The following is a 26,486-nucleotide window of genomic DNA, read 5'->3' as shown; positions in this document are numbered from 1 at the left end:
GCGCTGTGCAGGATCGGACGCGCGAACGATGGATGGTCGCGTCCGCCGCGCGCTTCAAGACCGGAAGGCAGCACCATCACACGATCAGATCGTGCGGCACATGATGCTGTGCGCCCTTGGCGTGATCAGCGGCGTTTTGCTCCGGGAGCGAAAGCCCGGCCGGTTCAGTATCCTGGATCGCTTCCAGCCCATCATGTTGGACAATGTGCCGGTCATGCGCGGCCGAAGCCGGATCGTTGCCCACATCTGCCACAGTGTCTGAATGTTTGGAATCGGCCATCTCGCTCTTGAACTGGAATGAATCTCCGAGTGCCGGGGCGGCTGCCAGCTCTGCGTGACCGGCGTCGGCGGGGGCAGGTTGATCCTTGCTGGCAGCGTTCGGGTTCGATTCCGAATGTGAGTTGTTGGACGCGTCTGCAGACGCTGCGTGCAAATCGCGCTGCGATTGGCCAGGATTGGCACCGCTTACCGGTGTTGCGCCATGCGCGGCCTGCTGCTGCTCGGTGGCTGGGGGATCGTTTTCAGAGGCTGCGTGCAGGTCGCGCTGCGATTGGCCGGGATCGGCACCGCTTGCCGGTGTTGTGCCAGGCTCGGCATGCTGCTCGGCGACTGCGGGACCCTTTGCAGAGGCAGTATGCAGGTCGCGCTGCGATTGGCCGGGATCGGCACCGCTTACCGGTGTTGCATCCTGCGCGGCGTGCTGCTCGGTGGCTGCGGGACCGTTTTCAGAAGTGGTATGCAAGTCGCGCTGCGATTGGCCGGAATTGGCACCGCTCCCCGGTGTTGCATCATGCGCGGCATGCTGCTCGGTGGCTGCGGGACCGTTTTCAGAGGTGATGCGCAACTCGCGCTGCGATTGGCCGGGATCGGCACCGCTCCCCGGTGTTGCGACATGCTCGGCATGCTGCTCGGCGGCTGCGAGGGCGTCTTCAGAGGCGGCGGGCAAGTCGCGCTGCGGTTGGCCGTGATTGGCAGCGCTTCCGGACGCTACGCCATGCTCGGCGTGCTGCGACGCGGCCGTTGCGGTTGCCACGGCGAAGCCACCATGATCGACCGCGCCTCCCGCAAGCGTTGCGGCGGCATCGCTGGTCGTCATTGCGACGGTGCTTGCGTGGATCGGCCCCTGATCGAACGTGAAGTGATCCTCCGCTGGTCCGGTTGTGTAACTGCGGAGAAGCTCGACCGAAGACGCGCTGGCGAGGGTAGCGGCGCCATCTTCGCCGTCTTCGGTCGCATGCTCCGGAGCTTCGCCGAGACTGGCAAACCGGGCAGAACCGGTTAAATCGACCCGCTCCCGCGCGAAATGGAAGCTGAAGCTCTCGTCGGCTGTGGTCCAGATGCTGTCTGTGACGCGCGCAGTCTCGCTGACAGTCGCTTCCCCGGAAGCCTCGGCGCCACTCGTCGTCAGAACGTCTCCTGCCGTCGTCGCGGCCAGCGCCGGATCGATCGCCTCGCCGGTGGCCGCGACGGTCGCTGTTGCCGGCTCGTGGACGAAATCCGACTCCTGAACGAACGCATCGCCCTGAAGGTGGATTTCCAGCAGAGCCGAATCGCCGATATCGAGGGTCTGATCGGTCTGATTCACGTACACGATGGTTTGATTGTTAGCGCTGTCATAGATCCAGGCGATGGTATGCGGCGGCACGGTCTTAGCTGTGGGAGACAGCGCCATGAACGCCAGCGCGCCAAAGGCCGCCAGATTGATCCTGTCCGACCCGGATTTGAAATCGGCAATGGTATCGAACTGGGTCGAACTGGAGCCCCCCACAGCGAGATAGACGAAGGTGTCGTCGCCGTTGCTGCCCTTCAGCCGGTCGCCACCAAATCCGCCGATGATGGTGGCGGCGCCGTTGTTGCCGTTGACGGATCCGGATCCTGTATACAGAGGGTCATCCCTGCCGGTACCGTTGACGGCGTCCTCGCCGTCGCCCGCATAGACGATTTGAAATTCATCGTCGCCTCCCGCGAAGGTGTCGCCTCGGGGAGTCGCGAAGATGAATGGCGGATCGGGTATTACGCGGTCTCCCAAGGCGAGGTTGTCGAAATTGTTGGGGCCCGCATCGGCGCCGCCACCGATGGTGACCGTCACCGCTTGCTTGGTGCCGCCTGCAGTAGTCACGGTGAAGGTATCGGTCAGGGTATCGCCGACATCGAGCGCCTGCACGGCGCTGTTGGCGTTGTCGAGCGTGTAGGACCACACTCCGGCGGCCGTCATCATGAAGGTGCCGTAGCGGCCCGAACTCGGCCTCGTCGAGCTGACTGCCGTGAACGTATTGGCGGTGTTGTAGACGTCGGAATCGATGAGTTTGCCGGTCGCGCTCGGCGTGCCCGGTGCGGCATTAGCAACGCCAATAGTGACCTTATAGGTTTGGTTGCCCGAGAGGGTGCCGTCCGAAACCGTGATTGCACAGATTTCGGTCGTGGGCGCCGCCAGCGCATTGCCCGGGTCATTGCTGGGAACATAGGTGTGAACGCCGGTCGCGCTGTTCAGGTAGAGCGTACCATAGAAGCCGGTCCTCGACACATCGTCCAACACCGTTTCACCAGCGGTGCCGTCGTAGGTCAGCATGGCATCCTCGCGGGAACTGCTGGCCTGGACATCGTCCATCGCTGCGAAGGTCAGTGCTGCAAGTGGCAGCGTGCCGAACCCGCCGTATCGTTGTGATATGGCGAGCGCCGCGAGCACCGTCCGATTGTTGATCTCAAGCTTCTGATATATGTGGTGGAGGTGCACTTTGATGGTGCCTTGGGAAACGTTCAGCCGGCGCGCAACGGCTTTGTTCGACAGGCCTTCGGACACCAGACGCATGATTTCGCGCTCGCGGTCCGTCAGCACGGCCAGCACATCTTCGACATTGGCGCAGTTCACTTCCTTGCCGGTTGGCGCCAAATTTGGGGGCGGCTCTGGCACCAAACTGATGCCCTCCATCACCGATCTCAGGGATTGCAGCAAAGATTCGGGGCTCGCGTACTTCGAAATCGCACTGCAAGCACCGGCGGCGATTGCCGCGGCGAGATCATGTTCGACTGATGCGGTGAAGAAAACCAGCCGGGTGGAAAGATTCTCGGCGTTGGCAATGGCGAGAATTTCAGATGCCGTCAGATCAGGCAGTGAGTCCTCGAGAAGCGCGACATCGGGCGCAAAAGTCCGAATCGCTTCAACACAGCTGGCTCCATCGCGACAGGACGCAATAATCTCGAGGTCACGATGGGCCGCGAATATTGACGTCAAGCCCTGCAGAACGATCGGGTGTCGGTCTGCGATCACCAACCGGGTACGACGCATGAGCGGTCCTCGACCTGCCCTCTAGGGTAAACCCCGCCAATCCTAATATAGTGCATAGGATTTCTTCTCAGTGAGCGCAGTTCAGGTGCTGCATCGCAAACTGTTCTGGCGCTGGCATGCCTGCCTCCGCGCAATTATACCTTATCTTTCCGCGATTCAGTCAATCCACCGTGTCGTTTTCGCTAACGCCGCTGCGAACGCAAGTAACGAGGCCATCGCCGCCGTACCCTTGTTGCGGTGGGAGTTCCCGGCGCCGGCGTCCCGCGGCTATGAGATCGGCGAAACCAACACTCTCGCTCCAATTCATTATGGGCGCCACGGAAAAGAGGGAGTAGTTTTTATATCTCAATATCTTACATTATTTTTTCAGACTTGCACCTCGTTTTGGCCGCTCTGTGCACGCGCTGGCATCCAACCGATAGAAAGAACCAAGTCTCGTTGCATCCGGGCTGCGGAAAATCCCACGACGATCGCGGGCACTAGACCTCTTTTGTTGGCACCGGCGCCGCACTCTCAAGCACGAAAATTGCATGGAACTGCCCTGCCTGCACAGCGAGCACCGCCATGAACCTGATCAATCTGGACATCCGCATGCTGCGCTCGCTGATGTCGGTCGTCGAAACCGGCAGCATCGCCGAGACCGCGCGGCGGCTCGGCCGCACCCAGCCCGCAATCACCCTTCAACTGCAGCGGCTGGAGGAACTCACTGGAAAAGCGATCTTCATCCACGAAGGCCGCCGGCTGTTTCTGACGGCGGAAGGCGAGACGGTCCTGAGTTACGCGCGGTCTATCATCGGTTTTCACGACGAAATGTTGTCGCAGCTCGCTTCTCCGGACATCGAAGGCCACGTCGTGCTCGGCACCCCCGACCTCTATGCCGTCTTCATGCTTCCCTCGATCCTGAGGATTTTCCGCAAAGCCTTTCCGCGCGTTCAACTGGAGCTGAACTGCTCACTCTCGACGCACGCTTGTCGGATGCCTGAAGCGCGGCGAAGTCGATATCGCGCTGGTGACCCGCATGAACGATTTCACCGGCGGGCAGGTGGTGCGGCAGGGGCAATTGATCTGGATGACCGGGGAGCAATCGACAGCGCACAACGAAAAGCCGGTCCCCCTCGCGCTGCTGCCACCGGGCAACATTTTTCGCGACCATGCGATCGAGCAGCTGGAGGCCGCAAGGCTCCGATGGCGCATTGCATGTGTCAGCCACAGCGTTGGCGGTTTGCAGGCGGCCGCTTTCGCCGGCATGGCGGTCACCGTCCTCGGGCGCTCCGCGTTGGTACCCAACATGCGCGAGATCGGCGACAAGGAGGGGCTGCCGCCGCTGCCGAAGGTCGATCTTCTGCTGTACAAATCGCCGACCGCAACGTCAAAGGCCGCAAGCGCCCTGCACGACTATCTGGCGCACTACCTCAATCTCGACGACAAACTCCTGCTGGGCAAGGAGCTGCCTTTGTACACCGCTGACAGCGACGAACCCGGGTCAGGACATGCGGGGACGAAACTGGCTCCAGGGCCGCGCGCGCTCGAACGCGGCAGCGATACGCACAATCAAGCCCTCGTCGAGCCACGGCGCAATGATCTGAAGCCCAATCGGAAGCCCGTCGGCGTCGAAACCGCAGGGAATCGTAGCAGCCGGCAGTCCGGTCAGATTTATTTATCGGCCAAGAGAACGGCGACCAACCTAGATGGCGGTCGACGGGGACGCCGTCGATGCCGTCGACGCCGTCGACGCCGAGGGCGCCCGCAGCAAACGCCGTCACCGCAACCGTTGGGGTGACGATCGCATCGACCTTTCCGAATATTTCCAGGAACGACGTGCGCAAGCCGTTACGACGATAGCCGGCCTCGACATATTCAATGCCGCTGTAGGAAGCGCCTTTTGTCACAACGTCGCGGTAGTCGCTGTCGGAGGCCATTAGCGCATTGGCGCCGCGGGCCGAGACGGCCGCCGCTTGCTCGGTATAGGCGATCGGCTTCAATATCCGATCGAGCATGTCAGGTTCAAATTGGACGCAATCGGGAACGATGCTGGCGTCAAGTGAACCGAGCGTCTCAACCGCCGACTGAAACGCTTTGCGGATGTCAGGCGCCACTGCCGCATAGCCGAAGTCGACGCTGCTTCCAATCCTGATCCCGTCGAGCTTTGCTGCTGTCGCATCAAAGCTCCGCGCCGGCACCGGCAGACTGGCGGCATCGCGCAAATCGTGGGTCGAAACCGCTTCCAGAAGAAGCGCTGCGTCGGCAACCGTGCGCGCGATCGGGCCGGTATGGGCCAGCGACGCCCACGACGGCGGCGAGAATCCGGGCGATCTCGGGACCAGCCCGAAGGTCGGCTTGATACCGACCACGCCACAGAATGCTGACGGAACACGGATCGAGCCGACACCATCGGTGCCGATCGCAAGCGGGCCGCATCCGGCGGCAACCGAAGCCGCGGCACCGCCGCTCGATCCGCCGCTGGTCCGATCGCGGTTCCAGGGATTGCGGGTGATGCCGGACACCGGGCTATCGGCGTCCGATTTTGCTTCATCCGGGGTCACAACTGGAAATCTGGATCACTTGCGCCCGGCATTTCGGCCCGAGAATCAAAAATCACGAGCATGACACCGAAAGCTGTTCCGATGCGCAGTGGGCTCAAATCGGCGGCCAACAGCCGAGCCCCCTCGCATCAGACTGGTAGCTGCCGGCCTCGCGCCTGTCATCCTGAGCATGCTGCCTTGCCTCGTGATGTCTCGCGATCTTTAGGAACGCGATCAGATCGCCAGCCGCGAGGCCGGAGACCTGTCGATCGAGATGCTGCTCCAATGCTGGCCGCCAGGGTACGAGTTGGAATCCAAGCCCGCCGTCAATCATGGCAAACCGGCCTGACGCCAGCGTTACGCGCTGACGATAGACGCCCACGATGCGTTCCCCCTCCAACGAAGGATTGTGGCGTAATCCGGTCTCGGACGAGAGGCTTGCGACCGTCGCATCGAGCTCCCGCTGTCTTAGCGTATTGAGGAGATCGCGGGCAAAGATGACCCTTGCCCCCTGCCGGCGTGCAAGGCCTTCACCTGCGAGATAGTCAACCCGGCGGTCCATCGCTTCGCGCACTTCGGATCCAAAGCCACCCCTAGCCACGGTCGAATCCCCTGCGAGTAACTGCCGGTCAATCCAGGTCGCTCCCGGCGCCGTAACCTGGGCTTCGACGTCAAGATCGGACCGCGTGGCGAGCGAGAGCCGCTTGCGGCCCTGCGCATCGTCGTAAGACCGCGCCTCCACGATCGCGCCAGGCGCGGCATCGCCGGTCATTTCGATATCGGTGAACCTGATGTGATGCGTTCGTCCATCGATTCCCTCAACGATCGCATAGGCCGAGCCTTTCAGTTCGTCATGCAGTCCGCGTTCGACCAGCCGGCCGAGCACGGAATCTGTCGGTACCTCGCCGTGCAAGGCAAAGCCGGAGACATCCGGCTCGCGGCCACGAACGCTCATCGCCCGATGCATGGTCTTGATGACATCGCCACGAATCGAGAGGTCACGCAGCTTGTCATCGATACCAGGCTTAAGCGTCCAGCAGCCGGGTGCAACTTGATCGGCAAGACCGAGGCGCTCCAGCCTGCCTGCCCGGCCGACCATCAGACGGCGGAGGCTCAAGTCTTCGCCAGATGCATTTGGCCGAAGGTCCGCAACGCCGGCGCCCTCGTCGGCGGCGACACGCAGCGCCCGATCGAGGCTTGTCCAGCGTTCGGCCTCAACCTCCCTTTCCAGGGCGGACTGGATGTCCCGCTCGCTGCGCGGCCCGAGCTCGAGCGTGACGCGCTCGGCCGCGCGATCCCGGAATCCGCGGCTGATGTAATCCCGGCTGATAACCAGATCCTAAATTAGCCGTCTTCCGCGCGGCCGCGGATCAGGACGTGAATGTGCGGATTGTCGGTATTCCAGTGGTCGACCGCGATCCAGTCCAATTGGGTACCAAGATCCCGCGCGACGTCGGTCATCAGCTCGCGGGTGAAAGTGCGGAGATCGCCTAGTTCGGCGGCATCCTCCGGAGAAATAATAAATCGAAAATGGTGCCTGTCATTCTCGCAGCGTTCGGCAAAGGCGCGTTCATCCGCCGCATCCGACCCCGCGTCGAACATACGGGCGTCCGCACGATCACGTGTCACGCCCTCGCGTTTCAAATAGGTGATGTGCTTGCTCAGCGGTGCCGAGCGAAAGCGGGTGCCGTGGCGACGGACCACGCGCGCCTTCATTACCACGCGCCGCGAAGTCGAGCGGAGTGACAGTGAGAGCGCGGCACGCCGGCCTCGTCCGAACTGCGACCGGCTCCCTCCACCCTTACCGCGTCCGAAACTGTCGCCGACATGCCCGGCCTTCTTGGCCGCCCGCATGACCTGGCCGACAAAGGTCTTCGGACGCGAGAAGCTACGTCCGCTGTCGCGAATACGACCAGGGCGAACACGAAGGTCATTGTCGCGCTGGCTCACGATGGCTTCACCGCAAACTTGTGCAGGCCGACGGCTCCGGCTTCGTTGATTTCCTTGACGATTTGGAATGGAGCGACGGCTTGATCATTCTCGACGCCTCTTAAAACCTCAACTCCACCAACCACATGCGCCCGACCGGAGGCGGCGCTTTTCCCTTGCCTTCCTAATCGGGCGTGCAAAGTCAACTCCGTCCTACGCTTTTTTGCGACTTCTCTAAACAAGCAGCGCTCCTTATCCCGCTGCTTCGATTGCGAGCAGCGTTCGCCATCAGCACGGTCGCGATTTGCATTCTCCAGGCGGGGTCCATGCGTTCCTTCGCGTTCAGCACTTGGGCTGTCGCATGCTCTTCATCAGGTTCGTAAACAGGGCTGTCCAAGCAGTCCGGCGCTCTCGTCCCCGAAGGGCGGCAGCAGGCAAGAGATAGCGGACATTCCCCGTTTCGCGGCCCCGCCAGGGGACGCTCACCGCGCGCGCGGATCTTTAATCTTTGCTCCTCCTCAACATGCTGGGTGCAACACCAGGCTAATCTTTCGTGCTGCTGCAGCAGTTACTGTGCAGGCCTCAATCGCAATCGTTGCGTGACCTTGGCGCCGAACCCGACGTGGAAGTCGGTTTCGCTGACCCACATCCTGTGCAGGATACCGGCAAGCTTGCGCGCGACCGCGACGATCGCGCACAGCATGCTCGACCGTTTGGCGATCCGCAGGCCCCAGGCCCGCAATGCCGACCATTTCCTGACCCGTAGCAACAGGCTTGCGGCCGCCTCGCATAGCGCCTCCCGAACCGCAACGTCGCTCTGCTTGCTGATGCGGCCCTCATAGTCGATCGACGTTCCAGACTGATGTCGCCTCGGCGTCAGGCCAAAATGCGCTCCGACCGTTCGAGATCGCGCAAAGCGTCGGGGATCATCTAACCCCACTTTGAACGAAAGAGCGGCAACGGGCCCGACGCCGGGAACCGTCATCAGACGCCGACAGACCGGATCATGTTGGACCACTTGCAGGAGCACGCGATGTAACCGCTCGTAGCCCTCGAAGATCGCTCGCCGCACGTCGAGCATGGCTTCGATGGTCATCGCGAAAATCGGATCGCTACGTTCGAGCAGCTCGCGAATGCGTGCTTCGTAGGCACCTCGAGCGACGGCTCCAACCAGTAACCCATAGGCCCGCAGCGCCCCACGAATGTGGTTTTCGATGTCGATCAGTTTGCGTTTGAGCAGCTTCCGATTGGCCAGCAGCGTACGCACCTTCTGCATGTCGATGTTCTTGACGTGAACGGCGCGGTACCAGCCCAGGCGCATCATCTGTGCGATGCCGCGCGCGTCGTTCCGGTCGGTTTTGTTGCGCATTGTCGACAGTGAAACGCGCATATGGCGGGCTTCGACAACGATGATCGGGATCCCGACCGGTTGTAATTCGCGGTACAACCAGATGCCCAGCGAGGACGCCTCGACGCCCACGCGATCGAGGCGATCCGCGGAGCCTTCAAGAGCGCAGCGGATCGCCTCCGGCTCCGTGCTAACCTTCAGCTCGCGCACCGTCTGGCCCTCGCTGTCGACAACGCAAAGACTGGTTTCCTCAAGGCCGACGTCCAATCCAACGTAAAGTTTCATCGGAGCTCTCCTTTGTGCCAACGACCGTCTAAGTCGTTGCACCAGGCTCCGGATTCGGCCACGGCTGCGTTATCCCCGTGCACCGGTTTCTCGAAGCCCGATTTGAAGAGCCATCCGCGGTCGACCACTTCCTCGGCACTCTCAACCAATTTCGAACTTGCCAGGACTTCCGACAGCCCGGACGGTATGCAAATTATGATCACTCCTCCCAAGTCCACACGGGCAGCGCTTTGCCAATGACCGAAGACTGAGGGAGAAACCGGAAATAACGGCCGTCCAGAGAGTCTTCCGATTGCCAGTTCATGAGGAAGAGTTCGTCCGCGCCAACGACGCGGCATCCCTGCCAGGCCGGTAGCGGCCTCCCATGACCATCGCGCGCTTTGGCGTTGCCCATCTCGATCGCATCGACGGAGATTCTGAGGCCTCGCCTGCAGACCGTTTGCCCCGGAAGAGCGACCACGCGCTTGAGCATGAGAACGCCGACCGGCAGATAGCCATACAGATGGAGAAAGGTCGCAAGCGGTTCTGGCGGGCGAACTGCGACGAGTTCGGTGACGACAAGTCGGCCAGCGGGCTGCAATCGGTAGAGGCCGATCGGAACACTCTTCGAGGCGTTCCAGACGTAAATTGGTGTTGCCGGTCCAGTCGTCGACGACACAAGAGCGACCGCAGCAGCCGTCACGAGAGTGGTCGCCAGCCGATTTCTCATGGTGCAATCTCCCGGCGGCGCAGCCACGCCTGGTGGCGCGCGCGGGTGTACGATCGGGGCGTCTCATTCACGGACAAGCGGTTGTGGACGTGATGCCAATAATCCGGCGCGACATCCGCCGGATCGATGTCGAGGGCTCCCACCGCGTCGACCAGTTGCAGGATGCGCTCGACCTTTGGCCAGCCGGCAAGCCGCAACAAGACGTCGCCGCCGGGTTTGACCCAAGGCACCGTCGAATAGCGCTGCCCAGGCGTCGCCGCACGCAAAATATCGAATCGCGAGATGACAGTGCCAAAATCGTTGGACGCCCATCGCACGAACCCAAATGTGCTGCCGGGAGCAAATGAGAGGATGCGTCGACGGCGATCAATGATTTGTTCCGACACGGCGCGACCGAACCGGATTCGATTCTCGATGCGCTTTTCGAGCCTGAACGGAAAGCGAGTTGATTGGTTGATGCTGTCGCTGAATTAAGTCCCCTCCCCGCAGAAATGGCTTGTATTTGGTGCTCAGCCAAGAGGATGGCCTCGATCATCGCCAAGCCTTCGGTACTTTTGGCTGAATTTGAAGTCGATTATACGAGCCCATGCGTGGCTCGACGATCTGTCAAGCGGGCGCCAGGCATCCATCGAAGTGCTCGCTGCGGAAGCGAACCTCCATCCCAAGGTAATCCGGCAAGGACTGCGGCTGGCGTTTCTCCCAACTAACCTAGTGCGCGCAGCTCTAGAAGGTGACTACTATCGAGCTGAAGCAGATCCCAAAATCCCTGCCCCTTTCATGGCGAGAGCAGCATCGCTAGATCGGCTGAAAGGCCGATCGAACGTCATGGAACTTGCGCACGCGCCCTGCCCGCTCATAACGGTCTGGTTGAAGGCTCAAGTCCGGGCGAACCATTTACGATATCAGCAGCTGATCACCTTCACAGTGGTGAGGGGCTTCGCCCCAGACTCCAGAAATTCGTCGCAGCTATTGCCCTGAGTAGGGGCGAAGAAACTGGGAAGCGGGAACCTCTCCTTTCATTCGCTTTGGCATCCAATTGTACCACGCATTTCTGACAACCATTTTGCTTCGGCACGGCCAATTGCATCATGTGGGGGATGATCACGTTTTCCGATGCGCTCTTTATTGGCCGCTGCACCAAGCTACGCCAAGGAGCGCGTGAGATTGTCGCCCGTGCCGGAATCGCAGTTCGAGGACAAAGGCGACGAGACTAGCCACGACGTGGCCCGCAAACGATAAGGCGCTTATGTGATGAACGAGTTCGGGCAGAAGGGAAAGGTACCGCTCTGGGAACGGCTCTCGGTGTCACCCGAGGAGGCAAGCGCCCTCACCGGGATCGGGCTGACGTCCATTCGCGAGGCGATCAGCAGCGGTGATCTCAGGGCCAAGAAGCACGGGAGGCGCACGATCATCCTGCCGGACGATTTGAGAGTATGGCTCAACATGCTGCCGGACGCCGGCAAGCCGATTGAAGAGAGCCCCGCTTAGGCGGGGCTTTTATCTGGTGGTGCGCGAAAGCGGTGATCGGGTGTGCGCTTCACCGACCTCGAGGGCAAGCGGGCGCAAATGGAGTTCGCCAGGGCTGGCGACCGCGACAGCGCAAGCGGTGACGTTCTGACCCTCAGCAGCGCGCGCGAAAAGGCGCGCGACTATAAGGTCGGGTTGAAGCGCGAGGGCATCGATCCGCGCGTCAAGAAGCGGGCCACCGCTCAGGGCAGCAAGACGTTCAAGGAGTTTGCCGAGGAGCAGTACCCTGTTTGGTGCCAGGGGCTGTCCGAAGAGGAGTTGAAGCAGTGGCGGCGCTCCGTCCGGGACGTGCCGAGCCTGCACGACAAGAACCTCCAGGAGATCACCACCGAGCACGTGTTGGAGGCGCTCAAGGCGATCTGGACCGTGAAGCCGATTACAGCGTCACGGACGCGCCAGCGGATCGAGCGGCTGATGGACGCGGCCAAAGCGTTGAGACTGCGCACGGGCGAGAACCCGGCCGCATGGCGCGGCAACCTGAAACACCTGCTGCCGTCGCCCCGCAAGCTGAATCGTAAGAAGGGGCATCGGTCCGCGCCATATACGAAGATGCCGCAAATGATGACAGGGCTGCGCTATGATCTCGGCAACGCCGCGCGCTGCACAGAAGTCGGCATCCTCACCGTGTCGCGGAGCCAAGAAATCCGGCTGATGGAGTGGACGGAGCTCGACTTCGAAGCAAGGACGTGGATGGTTCCGGCTGAGAAGATGAAGATTAAGGGCGAGCTAGAGTCGAAGCCGCATCTCGTCCCGCTGTCAGATCAGGCCATCGAGATCATCCAATCGATGCGCGCACGGATAAGTACGTGTTCCCCTCCGACCACGCCGAGCAACATCAGCCGTTCCGGGCGAACGCGCTTGTGGGGGCCATCGAGCGCACTGCCGTCAAATCCACCATGCATGGCTGCCGCACGAGCTTCCGAAATTGGGGCGCTGACAACAAGGAGCACAATTTCCGCCGCGAAGTGCTCGAGTTCTGCCTGTCGCACCGCGTCGGCGATGAGGCTGAACTATCGTATTGGGACAGCGAGATGATCCGGCGGCGCCGCGAGGCGCTGCAGGCGTGGGCTGACTTCCTCAAGCCGCGCAAGAATACGTCGGGCGAGCAGCCGCCCGAAAGAAAGCGGCAAAAGCTCAAGCTGGTCGCCTAACCAGCAAGCCGCCCTCCGGGCCGCGGTTCGGATCTTCACCGCGAGCGGGTTCCCGCACCGGGCGCAAGGTCGGAACGATGGAGCCGCTGATTAAGAGACATACCGGGCCGGTGTCGCGAGCTTTGGCACCTTGGCCTGGGTGCGCCGCTGAACGGTGAAGTTGTCCTTCACGACGGACTTCTGAGGCCGGCCAGCCCCCGACGCGTGGGACGTCAGATCGCGTCGTCGACGATCAAATGTGGTTTGCCCTGCGAACAGAATTCGACACGTGCCCTAATGCGAAAGGTTGCGGCAAGGTTTTCCGGCGTCAGGACACCAGCCGCCGTGCCGAAATCGTGCAACGTCCCATCAGAGAGGATAGCGACCTTGTCGGCGAATTTCAGTGCCAGGTCGAGATGATGCAGCGCGATCAGCACGAGCATACCGTCGTCATGCGCAAGGCTGCGCACCTGCCGCATCGCTTCCAACTGGCGGTGCATGTCCAGCGCGCTGATCGGCTCGTCCAAGAGCAGCACCTGCGGTTCGCGCACAAGACATTGGGCAAGCCCGACGAGCTGGCGCTGTCCACCGCTCAGTTCGGAAAGGATTTCATTGGCAAGATCGCCTATATCGAGTGCTGCCAGCGCCTGCTCCGCCGCTACCAGATCAGAACTCTCCAGACGCCAGCCGCTCACCTGCTTGCGCGCAAGAAGGACGGATTCGAATACAGTCAGCACTGCGCTTGCCGTTTGGTCCTGAGGCATGTAGGCGACGGCGCGATCTACATCGCGCACACCCTCCAATCGGCACTCGCCGGGCCCCGGAAGAATGGCTGCCAGACGCCGGAACAGCGTCGACTTGCCCGCAGCATTCGGTCCAATGACGGCCACCACCTCGCCGCCATGACAGGGCGGAAGCGTCACATCACGTAGTACCTGGCGTGATCCAAAGCGGGCGCCGAGGCGATGCGTGCTCAGCACTACCATATCTCTCTTCCGCTTTTCAGGATCAAATACAGGAAGACCGGCAATCCGATCGCTGAGGTGACAATGCCGATCGGCAGGACGGCCCCGGGTACCGCGATTTTGGCCAAGATGGAGCTGAACGACATGATCAGCGCACCAGTCAGCGCGCTCGCGGGCAGCAGGAAGCGCTGGTCTTCGCCGACCATCATGCGGGCGATGTGCGGGCCAACGAGACCGATAAAACCGATCGTGCCGACAAACGCGACGGGGATCGCCGTCAAAAGGGAAACAAGGATCAGGGTTTCGAGCCGCAGGCGCCGCACGGGAATGCCGAAGCTCGCCGCGCGCGCCTCGCCAAGACGTAAGGCCGTCAACTGCCACCGGCGGCGCAGAAAGACCGGCAAGGTTAGACCCACGACGATCGCGGTAATGGCGAGCTTGGGCCATGTTGCGTTGGTGAGGCTGCCCATGGTCCAGAAGACGATGGCCGCGACCGCCTGCTCGGCGGCGAAATATTGAATGATGGCGAGGGCCGTATTGAAACTGAAAACCAGCGCTATGCCCAAAAGCACGATCACCTGGATCGACGCTCCGCGCCGAAGGCTGGCCAAATGGATCAAGAAGGCGGTTGCCATGGCCATGACGAAAGCATTGGCCGCGACGATGTAGTCCCCTGCCATGGGAACCAGCGCGACACCGAAGGCGAGTGCAAGGGCCGCACCGAAGCTTGCACCGGCGGAAATGCCCAGCGTGAATGGGCTCGCCAGTGGATTATTCAAGATGGTCTGCATTTGCGCGCCGCCGATGGCAAGCGCCACGCCGACCACGACGCCCATAAGGGCCGACGGCATGCGGATCGACCAAACTATGACGCGCATCTGCGCATCCGCCTCTGCTGGCAGAACGAGCGTGCGCACAACCTCTCCAAGCCCGTAGCTGGCCGGTCCAGTCGAAAGGTCGCCGACCAATGCGATGCAAACCCCGACCGCCAGCACAAGGAGAACGATCCACCGTCTGACGCTGAGCGCTTGATAGGCGTCGCGTCCGGCTAAGGTCAGCGCTTCGGTATGGAGATCTGTCATCGCTGGCTGTCGGAAAGGCTGATGCTATAGCCGGGCCGGTAGTTTATGGGCAGGAAGCGACGATGGTATTCGGCAAAGGTCGCATTGGGATCCAGATCGGCAAATAGGTCGGGATGGAACCACTTCGCCAATTGTTGGACGGCAACAAATTCGTATGGGCTATTGTAGAACTGGTGCCAAATGCCGTGAAAATTCCGCGTCCTCTTTGCCGCGATACCGGTATAGGCGTCGCGAGTAACGAACCATTCGAGCTTCTTGCGCATCACCCGAGGATCCGCCCCTGGTCCGAGCGGAATCCAGTGGCCGCCGGGCACATAGGCTTTCCAGTCGGCGCTGGTAACCACTACATGTTCTGGATCGGCGACGATAACCTGTTCGGGGCTGATCTGCCCGAAGGTCGAAGGAATGATGTCGCTGGCGATATTATGGCCGCCGGCGAGTTCGACATATTTGCCGAAATTCTCTGCGCCGAAAGATAGGCAGCAATCCTGCGAGTAGCCACCGATCCGTTCGACGAATACATTGGGGCGTTTCGGTTGTTTGGCGGCGAGGACGTTGGCAACCGCAGCCATAGCTTGGCGGCGGAATGCGATGATCTCCTCCGCACGCGCCTCACGCCCCATGATCCTACCCAGGAGCCGAATGGTCGGCTCGGTGTTTTCCAGAGGGCGGTGGCGAAAATCGATATAAAGAACCGGTATGTTCAGTGCCGCGAGCTTCTCGATGTAGTTGGCGTCCTTGTTGGCCTGCATGGCTTCAAGATTGAGCAGCACCACATCAGGCTTCTGGATGATCGCCGATTCGATGTCGATCAGGCTGTCCTCTTGGCCCTTGAAGGAAGGGAGCTTCGCCAACTCGGGAAACACTTCGAGATACTGCGCGTAAGTGGTCGGGTCGGCCACGATCAGATCGGTGCGCCAGGCAACCACATGGGCCAGAGGATCTTCGGGTTCCAGCGATGCGACGAGATAGAGCTGCCGGCCTTCACCCAGAAGCATGCGCTTGACGGGCGCGTTAAGCGTCACCTGGCGGCCCGCGATATCAGTGAGCGTAAGCGGCGCTTGCGCCCGTGTCAGTCCAGGCTTGCCCGCAAATGCTGCTGTTGGAAGCAAAGCGATCAGGACAATAGCCGTCACCGCGGCAAGCAGCAGCGATCGGTGTTCCGTCATGGCTGGCTTCCTTTTTGAGTGGGCTGCGAAGTTTTGAGCCATATGCCGAGAGCCAACAAAAATGACAAGGCGTAAAGCGTGGCGACGAGCGGGAAAGCGGCTTCGAGACCAAAGAGCTGGGTGATCACGACGCCGGCAACGATGCCGCTCGCGGAAGCGCCCTGCTGGCAAGCTTGCGCGAGGCCCAGAACTGAACCTTGCCGATCATTAGCCACGGCTACCGAAATGAGCGCAAGAAGGACCGGCGTCGTTCCTCCAAGAAGAATGCCCCAGATAAAATACAGGAACGCGAATACGGCAACGGAGCTCGTGCTGCCGGCCAGATAAGTAACCAAAACGCACGCAGCCGAAATTAGCGCGCTCCCGCCGAGCACATAGGATGGCGTTCGATTCTCGAAGAGCCGCGCCCATAGCGGCGCGGCCACAACAAAGCCGCACGCCAGCAGCCCGTAAGTGAGGCCAGCGACCCAGTGCCGGGCACCAAATACCTGGGTCATGTACAGTGAGAAAGGAACCTGCAGGACCATGCGGCTGGCAAGCAGCATCCCCATCAAGGCAAGAAGAGCTGCGATCGGAGCACCTGTCGACGCCGCAGGTCTTGCGGTACCCGCGTTTCCGGGATTGGCGGCAACAGTTCCTGGCGTCGGTACGGGCAGGCTCAACCAGGCAACAGCAGCGCACAGCGCACAAATTGCCCCAGCGGTCAGATTTATTGCGGCAAAAGGAAAGGAATCGAGAATGAGCCCGCCTAGGAACGCGCCGCCCATCGAGCCCACATTGGTGGCAACCTGAAGCCAGGCGAAGAGGCTGGCGCGATCCTTTCCGCCGGTAATCTGCACGCCATAGGCCTGCGCTGGGGCGATATACCCGGCGCAGGCGCCCTGCAAGAGACGCAGCGCCATGATCGTCCAGACATCCTGTGCGACAGCAACAAGTAGTTGCGTGACCGCTAGACCGCCGAGCGCCCGAACCATCATCAGCCGATTGCCGTAGCGATCGCCCATTCGCCCCCAAAAGGCGCTGGTCAACGACATGCCAATCATCGGGCCAACGTAGACACCAACGCCTGCGAGTCCAAAGACGCTGTCGGAAGGGCTCAACACCTTGATTTGGATTGGCCAGAATGGACCACTCATTTCCATGGCGCCCATGGAAATGAATTGCAGCCCGAACAACAAAATAAAAACAGGTCCGAAGCCGCGAAACGCGACAGAAGCATTTGTCATTCCGCTCCCGCCAGTGGATTTGGAAGTTCGTGCTCAACCCGATAGTCGTGATAACGCTCCAGATGCATCCGCAGCACCGAGCGGCTCGGCCAGGGTTTCTCAAGAAAGGCCTTGCGTTCTTCCAGCCAGAATGCGTCTGACAACATGCGCGGCTTGAGCGCGTCGAAAACTGCCTCGGCCTCTTCCCGCAGGATGCGCCAAGGGCTTGTGCCCGACATTGTATATTGTTCGTCGAGGCACAGTGCGACCTCATGAAGGTGGCAGACGAAGCAGGCATCAATGACAAATGAGCGCACGAGACTTATATCGTCATCAAATGTAGTGGGTAAGATCCCCGTGCGAGTGAAGGGCTTGAGGTGATGCCCTCGTTCCTTAAACAGGGGTGCAAAACTGCGGCCATCGCCAAAATCACGGATCAACAGTTTTCTCGGGCGGCCGGCCTCATCGAACAGGATCGTGCTGTTTTGCTGATGCGCCTCAAAGGCGATTCCGTAAAGCAGATACATGGCGAGCGTTGGGCCGATGACGGTCCTCACATATGCACGGAAGAACGCAGATACGGCTGCTTCACTTTCATCGCCGTTTCTCGCGATCAATTCGCAAATGAGCGGGCGGCCATCGATCGGGCTTGCCGCTAAGAGTGCCGCGACGGTGACCGAGAGCAGTCCATCATTTCGCGCCAGAGCGGTGGAGTTGCGGTAGACGACCGAAAGAAAGCGGCCCGGATGCTCGTCGCCCGTTACGGGGTGGTGCAGGATTGCGCCCAGCTCTTCGGTGAAGATCTCTAACCTGTCATAAAGATCCTTGTCTTTTGACAGAATATCGGAAATCAGGGTGCTGAGACGCGGCCCCATGTGAATCGACTTGGCCTGCAGAGTGCGCTGTTCGCTGGTCATCCAGATCGCCACCGGGAGTTTGATAAAGGGTCTCGGCTCCTGTGTGTCCGGCAGCATCGTGCGGAACGACATTGACGGCAGCGTCACGACCTCCGGGCCATCCGGGTCGAAAACTCCGGAAGTTATTTCGGACGCGAATTCACGGCGCACGAAGTTGTCAAGGTGCCAAATATGGACAGGTAGAGGCAGCCAGTCCTCAGGAGACTTTCCACGTTTATTCAATCCTTCGGCCCAATCGCGCCAGAGCTCCGGGAAATTTTGTGAGAACCAATCCGAATAGCTGCCGACATGTGGCATCTTCTCCACAAAGGACCATTCCTTGCGCAGCGCTGCGACTCGGACGCGCACGCGAGCACCGAACTCCGGCGACAAAGCAGTGACGTCCTCGGGTGACAGGTCGGATTTAGCCTTCCATGTCGGATAGAAGGGGTGACCTTCCAGCGCGCCCCACTGATCGAGAGTCATGGCCGCCAGATGCGGCGGCAGGCTCTTTTCCAGATATGCGAGGAATCCCTGCGCGCCTGCTTCAGCTACTTTCCCTCGCAGCTCGACGCTCCAGTGCTCCCGGTGACGACGCGCCAGGACGTCGTTGCGCATGCTGTCCTCGACGTCGCGTATTAGATGCTGGACGCCGTCCGATGCAGGCGCGATCGCCAAGGCGGGCGCGACCTGTCCGATGAGGTCGGAGGGATCATCGATCCGGTACCGAGCACCGGTCTCGTCCAGTACTTCGACAGAACCACGATTTTGCAATGTTCCGGCAGGCGCACGACGCAGGTCGGTGAAATGCAGGACCCGGCGTGACTGCCAAAGGGGGAGCCATGCCTGGTTGCCTTCGCGCGCCCACAATAATGCATCCGGTTCAAGAAGACGTTCGGCAAACAGGCAGCGGACCAACCGGTTGAGCGCATTGCGCGATGCGCCCAACCGAAGCTGCGCGGAATGCGCCCGAGCTTCGGCATCTGCCGAGGAAGACATCCTCTCGTCCATTACGCTTCCTCCGGCCAGTTGGCGGGCAAACAGGCCGGGGCGCCTTCGGTGAACCCGCCGTGGTAGTTGAGCGCCCAGTTGTAGGTTTTCGTGATAGCGGGAGTTGCCACTTCAAGCCGCGCGGCCAATTCCACGAGCAGCGCCTGCCCAAAGGCTATGTCTTCGTGGAAAGCGCGGCTTGCGCGATCGATAACAAGGCCGGGCCCGTCCGGATTGGGAACAAGTGGGGCGCGAATGCCCGCGTAAGCACGGTTAGTTCGCAACAGCGTATACATGGTCCGGTTGTCGCCGATCTGGCTGCCATAAGCCTCAATCAATTCCTGTCGGAGCGGCTTCACCGAACTCAGATCAATGCCCAGGCGTGACTCGACCGCATGGCGGATTGCCTGGTTTTCCGCATCGCATGCCTCCAGCAATTCGGCGCCGGCGCGCGGGCAATCGCTCCACCAGCAAAGGGGACGGTCAAAGGGCTTGTTTTCCCAGGGTGCGCCAGGGCCGATCAAGGCATAGAGCACGGCTGGATGCATCATTGCGTTGCCCGGCGTCAGCGTGATTTCCAGATAATCCTGCAGCAGGGTGACGGGGGCTTCATAAAGGCGACTCAGCATCGCCTGGAGCTTGGCGCGGCTCGCTGCGGTTTCGCGGCGATGAAGTGCCGCGAAGAGCTGAGCCTTGGCCCCTCCCATGCGCACCCGCTCGCCCGGGACCAGGTCAAACGCCGTATGGGGCACGTCCTTCATGCCCCAGATCACCACATTGTCTGTGCCCGAAAGGGTTTTGGCTGCGAGCCAGTTGAAGCCGCAAAAGCCGGGAATCGCGCCGACGTAGACGCGCCTGTCCCGGGGGAGATGCCGTGCGAAGTCGTGTAGAAGCGCAGACCGCGCGTGGGCCGGCTGCGTCACGATCACCATGTCCGTGTTTATGAGCGCCTCACTCGGATCGGTGCCGACATAGTCGGGCCGCCCGCTCAAGACGTGGCCGTCCGGCGTCTGGGCCCACCAAACACCGTCTCCGCTCGTCCACCGATCGACGACGGCAGCCGCTCCCGTCAGCACGGAAACAGTGATACCTGGACGCTGCTTGAAGAGCACGGCATTCAAATGCCCAGTGCGCCCTGCACCGCAGATCGTCACCTTCATGCTGCGCGCGCCCTTCCGGGTAGCCAGGCCTCGAGCTGTTCGACGATTGTCGGATCAAACAAATCGCGCTTGGCCATCCATTCATCGTCGAAGACCGAACTGAGATATTTCTCGCCGCCGTCGGCAACGGGCGTGACCACCGTGCCGGACAGCTTGCCGGCCGCAATGAATTCCAGTGCCTTGTAGATGGTGCCCCCGGTCGAGCCCCCTACCAGAAGCCCGTGGCGCCGCGCGATAAAACGTGCTGTTTCGAAGGCTTGGGTGTCGGTGACCTGTACCCCTTCGTCGATGCATCCATAGTCGAGCACCTTGCCGATTTCATCGCCGGCGGGCGTTCCCGTGCCCGACTGGTAGTAGGGATGGCCGGGTTTGCCGAAGACGATCGAGCCGGCCGGTTCCACAGCGATCGTTCGGACAGCAGGATTAACCCGCTTCAGACGCTGGGCGATACCGGTCATTGATCCGCCAGTACCGACACAGCCGACATAGGCGTCGACGCCGTCTGGAAGCTGTGCCAGGAGTTCCTCGACGAAACCGGCATAGCCTTCCGGGTTTGCCGGATTGTCGGACTGGTTCATGAACAACGCATCAGGAAGCTGGGCACCGAGTTGGGCGGCCAGCCGCTGGCGCTCCACCACCGCAACCTCGTCCTCCCGATAATCGCCTTCGACATAGCGAATTTCCGCGCCCAGCGCGCGCATCATGCGGATCTTGTCTGGCGCGGCGTGATGATCGACAACAGCAATGAAGCGCAGGCCCAATTCCAATGCGACCAACGCCAGTCCGATCCCGGTGTTTCCAGATGACGATTCGACGATCGTGCCGCCCGAGGCGAGCCGCCCGTCCTCAAGCGCGGCAAGCACCATGCTGCGCGCCATGCGGTCCTTCATGGAGCCACCCGGATTGTTCTTTTCAAGCTTCAGCACCAGCGTGGCATCGCTGTTGGGTACGGCAAGCGGCATCACCGGCGTTTGGCCGATCAACTGGCTTACGGTCGTGCAGAGCATTGTGCCTCTCCTATTTTGTCGGGAACGAGCGTTAGCTGCCCTTTTGCATCCTGAACCACGCAAAGGCGGCTCGGCATCGGATGGCGATGGAATTCGTTTTCAAGGAGGTCCATCTGGTAACCGCCGGTGTTGGCGTAAACCAGAAGGTCTCCCGCCTGCGGAGCGATGGGAAAGGTGAGCCATCGATTGCAAAGGACGTCCTCGTCCAGACAGCTATGGCCCGCCAGATAACCTCGGATAGGTTTTGCGGCGACCGGCGGCGATATGGCCGGAACCAGGACGGGATCGACCAGGAATTCGGAGCCAAACCAGGTTTCGCAAGCGCTGAAGCTGCTGCCTTCGACGAAGACGACATGGGTATCAGGGCCAGCGGCTTTCACGCGCAACACTCTGAAGACGGAAATCGCGGCCTGATCGGCCAGTGCTCGCCCAGGCTCCATCCCCAGCACCAGCCCCTCATGGACAAGATAGTCCGCGAAGCTGCGGCCATCGGCCATCGGCGCGCGCAGCAGGCAGCGCAGCCACTCGGCCGCGGAAAGCCCTCCCCCATAGGGATAGAACGAGGCCGGCACCTTCCCGGTACGGTAGTCCTCGGGCATCTGTGCCCCGAGATGCGCCTGATAGGCGCGTTGATCGACATATTGGATCGGCAACCCGCCGCCGATGTCGATCATGCGTGGCGCAAAACCTTGGGCGCGGGATTCGCTGATCAAGCCGGCGACTTCTCTAATCGCTTGCGCACGAGATTCCCAGCTATAGCCACTCAGGTGGAAGTGCAGCCCGTCAAAGCGCAACCGGCTTTCGCCAGCAATGCGCGACAGACAATGCCGGATGGCCGCCGCCGACATGCCGAAGCGACTCCGCGCCTGGTTGGTGGGACGCAAACGCAGCAGCACCGCCTGAACCGGGCCGCCGCCTGCTGGAAGCCAGCGGATCAGATCCTCGAGCTCTTCCGGTGAATCTACCGATATTAGAGCGTTGCAGTTGATAAGCTCGTTGTGGAATGCCGCCGTCTTCGCCGGGCCTGTCGCCACAAGTTGTGCGCCCTCGGCACCAAGCCGTCTGGCGTCTCGCAACTCATAAAGGCTTGAGACGTCAATGCCGGCCCCTGCGCGCAGAGCTGCCGCCAATAGCCCGGGCGATTTGTTGACTTTCGCTCCGTAATAGAGCGCGTGCGCGACACCGCTCTCTCGCAAGACGCCTGTGAGTACCGCGAAATTCTTCTGCAGCTCATCGGGCCAGATCAGATTGACCGGAGACCCGTGTCGGGCGACCCAATCGATCAGCAGCGGGCCGTTGCCAGCCAAGAGCTCCGCCGTGCTTGGCCGCAGAATCGGTGAGAGGCCCGCGCCGGGCTTGTGGCAATGCACGGTCATGACCTCGCCCTTTCGGCATAGGCTACGGCGCGTTCTGTCTGAGCAAGGTTGCGCAAGCTGTCCAACGGCAGGTTGCAATTGGGCAGGCCTTGATCAAAAATATGTCGCGTCGTCTTGCAGGGAAATTTTCGGCCACTGCGCGCCATCGCGAGGATGCACGCGGGCGTGATCGTCTGGCCCGGGCGCCAGCTCTCCACCCGCACTGCGCTGTAGTTCAAGAGAATCACTGGCACCAGCGGCAGTTGCAGACGGTGCGCGACCGCCAGCCGGTGATGACCGTCCATCACGAAGAGGGCGTCCTTCTCCACCGTGATCGGAACAGTCCAGTAACCCGTGCGGAGGATTTGCGCTTCGAGCTCCGCTACCCTGTCGAGATCGACCTCTTCGGTCGGAATCAAGCATGTTGGCGAAAGGAGGCAAACTTGCATGTCGACCAGCCTGATTTTTGTCAGCAGGAACCGTTCATGAAGCGCCTTCAGGGTGGAGCCGCTTCGTTGGTGCCGATGCACAGAGACAAGAACATGGTTTGCAGGCACGCCGGCTGTTCACGAGCAAGCTGCTCGGTCGGCGCGTCCAGCGGCGGGGTTAACGCGCGAACAAATGCGCCGACACCTCCATTAAAGAACGAGCCATCACGAGCATCCATGAAGCGTCTCACCGAACTATAAGCGCAGCGACTACATGTCCACGGTCATCGACAGGAGGTACGTGCGCGGTGCTCCCAGAAAGAACGTTCCGAATGAGGCCACGCTGGACCAGTAGTTCTCACCGGTCACATTCTGAACGTTGGCGCGGAAAATCGTCTTCCTGCCGTTGATCGCCGTCGTGTAGCGGGCGCCGAGATCGAGTCGCGTCCAATCCGGGATCGGCTGCTTGTTCGCGGCATCGACGAACTGCCTGCCCGTGTAGATGACCGCCCCGTTCAAAGTGAGCCCCCTCACCCACGGGAGATCCCACTCGGCTCCAATATTGGCCTGGACGTTCGGAACGCCGATTGGCGTATGGCCAACGTTTGCCGCGATGGCGGTCTTCGTGAGGGTGCCATCCAGCAGCGAAACGCCTCCGAGGACACGAACATCGGGCCTCAGCTCGCCGAAGACGTTGAACTCGAGCCCACGGACCTGCTTTTCGGCAGTCGCCGAGAAGCGCCCGGCCAACAGTTCGCCGCTCGGCTTCGAGATATCGAAGGCACTGAACGTGGTCGCGATCCGGCCGAAGTCCACCTTGATGCCGGCCTCGTATTGCTTGGCGATGTAAGGCGGGAGCACTTCGCCTTGGTTGGAAGCCTGCTGCGGCGCTATATCGCCCCGGCTTAGACCTTCAACGTAGTTCGCGTACAGCGAGACGTTGTCCCAGGGCCGGACGACGAGACCGACCACGGGAGTGGTCGCGCTCTTGTCGTAGGAGTTCGAAAACGTTCCGAGATTGGCGGCATAGTTGGTCGCCTCGACGCCCTGGCGCCGGACGCCCAGCGTCAGCAGGACGCGCTCGTCGAGCACGGACAAGGTGTCGGCAATCGACAGCCCCGTGAGCTGGCTGTCCGAGAACCGGGGGCGATCGCTGATCTCGTTCGCAAACTGGGTTGGCGCGACAGTCGGGCTATAGATGTTCGAGGAGACCGGACTGCCATTGGTCGTCCGCCGGTGCAGCACGTCGTGATAGACGGAGGCCTGGAAGGTGACGGCATGCCGGACGAAGCCGGTATCGAAGCGGGCGCGGACGCCGCCATCATAGGTGTGCCGATCGATGCTGAGCCCGAAGAATTGCGGCGTCGAGGTGGTGTTGCCGCTCGCACTGGTGATCGTCGGAAGACCGAAGAACCGCTCGACATTGGTGTGCGATCCGCCGACATCGGCGAACAGCGTCACCTGATCGGTCAGATCGTATTCGTTGCGCCACAGGACGGATTGATCGTTGATGCGCGACCATTCCCAAGGCTGCATCACGTTGAGCCCGCCGTCCGGCGCCTTGGGCACTTGCAGATTGGGCTGCAGGGGATCCATGAGGAACGGACGTGACGGCGCATTGAACCGGTCGGTCTGGGCGATCAGGTAGAGCCAGGACCTGTACCGTTCGCCCTGATAGTCGAGGGCCAGCGATCCGACGCCCGTCGTTTCAGACTGGCGGTCAATCGGCGTGTCGCCGCCGCGCAGGCTGCCGGTGGCGCGCACGCCCCATTCCCTGCCCTCGCCGTAGCGCCTCGCGACGTCCCAATGACCGCCGAACCGCGAGGCCGAACCGTAACCCGCGGTGAAGCGGGTCAGGTCCTCTCCGGCACGCTTGGGCACGACATTGATGACGCCGCCGACGCCGCCATTGGGCGCGATCCCGGAGAGCGCGGCCGAGGGACCCTTGAGCACCTCGATGCGCTCGACGTAATCCGTGAAGATGCGGTAGCTCGGCGCGATGCCGTAGACACCCTCGAAGGCGAACTCACCATTGTTGCCTTCATTGATCGGGAAGCCGCGAATGTTGAAGGAATCGACTATACCGCCCGTTGGGTGGGTACTGCGCACGGAAGGATCCAGGATCAAGGCATCCGCACCGGTTGCTGCCTGCTGATCCCGGATGAACTTGTCCGTGTAGCTCGTCACGTTGAACGGAGACTTCATTGTGCTGGTGTTGCCAAGCATTCCCAGCCGCGCGCCTTGAGCGACCTGGCCGCCTGCAAAGGCGGGTACGACACCCGGCTGCGACGGCTGCGATTGCACCGCGACGGGGCCGGCCTGCGGGGCGGCAGGCACCGTGGCGCGCCGCGAGGCCGATCGGACCCGGGCGTCACTTCGTTTGGTTGGCGCGCGGCGGACTGACTGTTGCGCCGGCGCATCGACAGTAACGGGTGGAAGGGAGTTGCCGCCTTGCGGTGCTTGTGATTGCGCGGGCGATTCGAACCACGCCAACAACGCCACTCCACCTAGCAGTGTCGCACCAAAGCGAGCCACCGCCCCAACCCCACCTGCACGTCGCATTTCGAGAAAGTCCCTTATCAACAGCACGTAGCCCAGCGTGAAATTGCTTCACGCTCGACCTGCAACGACCGTGGATCGAAGATCCGCTCTCCGTGTCCGAATACGGCCAACACTTATGGCCCTGTGAATCAGGTCCTCCGCAGACTCGCACGCCGGATTGGTTGCCTGCGCATTTTCGGCAACGTCCGATTGCTAGCGATCTGAATTGCCTCTTAGAGCGACGCTATCGTGGACGCAACGCAAATGCGTGCGCCGCGACTTAGAATTTCTCGATCCTCGACGGCTCGAGTCGGCTGACATTGTGTTTGGAGCAATTCCAAAAATGCTTGGAAGATTCCAAATCAGTGCTGTTGAAATTGGCAGGAAAGATAGACGAGAGCGCTCTCGCCCAGCGGCCATGCTTTTCCTGCGTGAGACAACGCAATAGGCCTCGCTTTTTCAGGAACGCGCCAGACTCGTCGTGGATTGACTGTTGCGTGTCATTCGAAGCCGGTCACCGGATCTCGTATCGTGCATCTCGGCACCTATGACTTGCCACCGAGCCACCGCGCCCCCGATCGACACGCCTCCTGCCCGTGCTGCACTGTCCGGCTGCTGACGTCGAGCTGCTGAAAGATGTGATGAAGATGAACTTTGATGGTGCCGTCGGTAATGTTCAATTTTCGCCCAATTTCCTTGTTCGATAGTCCTTCCGACACCAGATGCATGATCTGGCGCTCCCGCTCTGTCAGCACCGCCAGCACATTCTCCGCAACCGCGACCTTTCCTTGTTCCCGGGACACGATCCGATCCGAGGAAGATGGCGGCAACAGCCGCTGGCCATCTGCGATCCGGCGCAAGGACTGCACGAGAATTTCCGGCGTCACGTCCTTCCGAATGACGCCGTAGGCGCCGGCGGCGGCTGCCATTACAAGTTCGCGGTCGTCGATAG

The 26,486-nt window shown here is 61.2% G+C and carries 19 protein-coding genes and 4 pseudogenes; 4 read left to right on the top strand and 19 right to left on the bottom strand.

Features of this window, described 5'->3' with window-relative positions; genetic code table 11:
* Positions 1-76 precede the first annotated feature (76 nt).
* Entirely contained in the window at positions 77-3,286 is a 3,210-nt protein-coding gene (locus V1279_RS09545; protein ID WP_334434660.1) for a VCBS domain-containing protein, read from the bottom strand.
* 564 nt (positions 3,287-3,850) lie between these two features.
* Between V1279_RS09545 and V1279_RS09540 the strand changes: the two are divergent.
* A pseudogene (locus V1279_RS09540) lies at positions 3,851-3,991 on the top strand (helix-turn-helix domain-containing protein); the annotation flags it as partial.
* Between the two features lie 313 nt (positions 3,992-4,304).
* Positions 4,305-4,634, top strand: a pseudogene (locus V1279_RS09535) (LysR substrate-binding domain-containing protein); the annotation flags it as partial.
* Positions 4,635-4,769: 135 nt separating this feature from the next.
* Here the strand turns inward: V1279_RS09535 and V1279_RS09525 are convergent.
* From V1279_RS09525 to V1279_RS09500, 6 genes and pseudogenes are all read right to left on the bottom strand, one after another.
* Positions 4,770-5,811: pseudogene (locus tag V1279_RS09525) on the bottom strand (amidase); the annotation flags it as partial.
* A gap of 247 nt (positions 5,812-6,058) precedes the next feature.
* Positions 6,059-7,758, bottom strand: a pseudogene (locus V1279_RS09520) (relaxase/mobilization nuclease domain-containing protein); the annotation flags it as partial.
* Positions 7,755-7,979 carry a hypothetical protein gene (locus V1279_RS09515; RefSeq protein WP_334434658.1) on the bottom strand — a complete coding sequence of 75 codons (225 nt, stop codon included), beginning with the start codon at positions 7,977-7,979 and terminating at the stop codon, positions 7,755-7,757. The gene V1279_RS09515 and the pseudogene V1279_RS09520, both read right to left, overlap by 4 nt.
* Positions 7,980-8,305: 326 nt before the next feature.
* Positions 8,306-9,370, bottom strand: coding sequence for an IS110 family transposase (locus V1279_RS09510; RefSeq protein WP_334434656.1), 1,065 nt, complete (start codon positions 9,368-9,370; stop codon positions 8,306-8,308).
* 199 nt (positions 9,371-9,569) lie between these two features.
* Positions 9,570-10,079 carry a S26 family signal peptidase gene (locus V1279_RS09505; RefSeq protein WP_334434654.1) on the bottom strand — a complete coding sequence of 170 codons (510 nt, stop codon included), beginning with the start codon at positions 10,077-10,079 and terminating at the stop codon, positions 9,570-9,572.
* Positions 10,076-10,537: a DUF2840 domain-containing protein gene (locus V1279_RS09500; RefSeq protein ID WP_334446290.1), complete on the bottom strand. Its 462-nt coding sequence runs from the start codon at positions 10,535-10,537 to the stop codon at positions 10,076-10,078. Before V1279_RS09500 ends, V1279_RS09505 begins: the two co-directional genes overlap by 4 nt.
* Before the next feature lie 793 nt (positions 10,538-11,330).
* Here V1279_RS09500 and V1279_RS09495 point away from each other — a divergent pair.
* Together V1279_RS09495 and V1279_RS09490 are read left to right on the top strand one after the other, a co-directional pair.
* Entirely contained in the window at positions 11,331-11,567 is a 237-nt protein-coding gene (locus V1279_RS09495; RefSeq protein WP_334434651.1) for a helix-turn-helix domain-containing protein, read from the top strand.
* A 42-nt stretch (positions 11,568-11,609) separates the two neighbouring features.
* Positions 11,610-12,641 (top strand): tyrosine-type recombinase/integrase, encoded by a 1,032-nt coding sequence (locus tag V1279_RS09490; protein WP_334434648.1) that lies wholly within the window; start codon positions 11,610-11,612, stop codon positions 12,639-12,641.
* Between the two features lie 328 nt (positions 12,642-12,969).
* Here the strand turns inward: V1279_RS09490 and V1279_RS09485 are convergent, their stop codons facing one another.
* The 12 genes from V1279_RS09485 to V1279_RS09430 all read right to left on the bottom strand — a co-directional run bounded on the left by V1279_RS09485 (position 12,970) and on the right by V1279_RS09430 (position 26,463).
* A complete protein-coding gene (locus V1279_RS09485) occupies positions 12,970-13,722 on the bottom strand; it encodes an ABC transporter ATP-binding protein (RefSeq protein ID WP_334434647.1) in 753 nt (250 codons plus the stop codon).
* Complete coding sequence (locus V1279_RS09480; RefSeq protein WP_334434645.1) at positions 13,716-14,783, bottom strand: FecCD family ABC transporter permease; 1,068 nt, start codon at positions 14,781-14,783, stop codon at positions 13,716-13,718. Before V1279_RS09480 ends, V1279_RS09485 begins: the two co-directional genes overlap by 7 nt.
* The gene (locus V1279_RS09475) at positions 14,780-15,952 is read right to left on the bottom strand and encodes an ABC transporter substrate-binding protein (protein ID WP_334434643.1); all 1,173 of its coding nucleotides are present in this window, start codon (positions 15,950-15,952) and stop codon (positions 14,780-14,782) included. Before V1279_RS09475 ends, V1279_RS09480 begins: the two co-directional genes overlap by 4 nt.
* The gene (locus V1279_RS09470) at positions 15,949-17,178 is read right to left on the bottom strand and encodes an MFS transporter (protein WP_334434641.1); all 1,230 of its coding nucleotides are present in this window, start codon (positions 17,176-17,178) and stop codon (positions 15,949-15,951) included. The genes V1279_RS09475 and V1279_RS09470 overlap by 4 nt, the downstream gene beginning before the upstream one ends.
* A complete protein-coding gene (locus V1279_RS09465; protein ID WP_334434639.1) occupies positions 17,175-19,064 on the bottom strand; it encodes an IucA/IucC family protein in 1,890 nt (629 codons plus the stop codon). The genes V1279_RS09470 and V1279_RS09465 overlap by 4 nt, the downstream gene beginning before the upstream one ends.
* Positions 19,064-20,203: an NAD/NADP octopine/nopaline dehydrogenase family protein gene (locus V1279_RS09460; RefSeq protein WP_334434637.1), complete on the bottom strand. Its 1,140-nt coding sequence runs from the start codon at positions 20,201-20,203 to the stop codon at positions 19,064-19,066. Before V1279_RS09460 ends, V1279_RS09465 begins: the two co-directional genes overlap by 1 nt.
* On the bottom strand, positions 20,200-21,210 hold the full coding sequence (locus tag V1279_RS09455) for a PLP-dependent cysteine synthase family protein (RefSeq protein ID WP_334446288.1): 1,011 nt from the start codon (positions 21,208-21,210) through the stop codon (positions 20,200-20,202). The genes V1279_RS09460 and V1279_RS09455 overlap by 4 nt, the downstream gene beginning before the upstream one ends.
* The gene (locus V1279_RS09450; RefSeq protein ID WP_334434635.1) at positions 21,192-22,586 is read right to left on the bottom strand and encodes a Y4yA family PLP-dependent enzyme; all 1,395 of its coding nucleotides are present in this window, start codon (positions 22,584-22,586) and stop codon (positions 21,192-21,194) included. The genes V1279_RS09455 and V1279_RS09450 overlap by 19 nt, the downstream gene beginning before the upstream one ends.
* Complete coding sequence (locus tag V1279_RS09445; RefSeq protein WP_334446286.1) at positions 22,583-23,014, bottom strand: ParB N-terminal domain-containing protein; 432 nt, start codon at positions 23,012-23,014, stop codon at positions 22,583-22,585. Before V1279_RS09445 ends, V1279_RS09450 begins: the two co-directional genes overlap by 4 nt.
* 47 nt (positions 23,015-23,061) lie before the next feature.
* The gene (locus V1279_RS09440; protein ID WP_334446764.1) at positions 23,062-23,232 is read right to left on the bottom strand and encodes a hypothetical protein; all 171 of its coding nucleotides are present in this window, start codon (positions 23,230-23,232) and stop codon (positions 23,062-23,064) included.
* A 31-nt stretch (positions 23,233-23,263) separates the two neighbouring features.
* Positions 23,264-25,555, bottom strand: coding sequence for a TonB-dependent receptor (locus V1279_RS09435; protein ID WP_442894744.1), 2,292 nt, complete (start codon positions 25,553-25,555; stop codon positions 23,264-23,266).
* 524 nt (positions 25,556-26,079) lie between these two features.
* Positions 26,080-26,463: a response regulator transcription factor gene (locus tag V1279_RS09430; protein ID WP_334434631.1), complete on the bottom strand. Its 384-nt coding sequence runs from the start codon at positions 26,461-26,463 to the stop codon at positions 26,080-26,082.
* Between the last annotated feature and the right edge of the window lie 23 nt (positions 26,464-26,486).

This window comes from Bradyrhizobium sp. AZCC 1610 (assembly GCF_036924515.1).
In the GTDB taxonomy this organism is placed as follows: Bacteria; Pseudomonadota; Alphaproteobacteria; order Rhizobiales; family Xanthobacteraceae; genus Bradyrhizobium.
The sequence above is the reverse complement of the archived record's forward strand: the minus strand, read 5'-3'. Positions and strand labels throughout refer to the sequence as shown.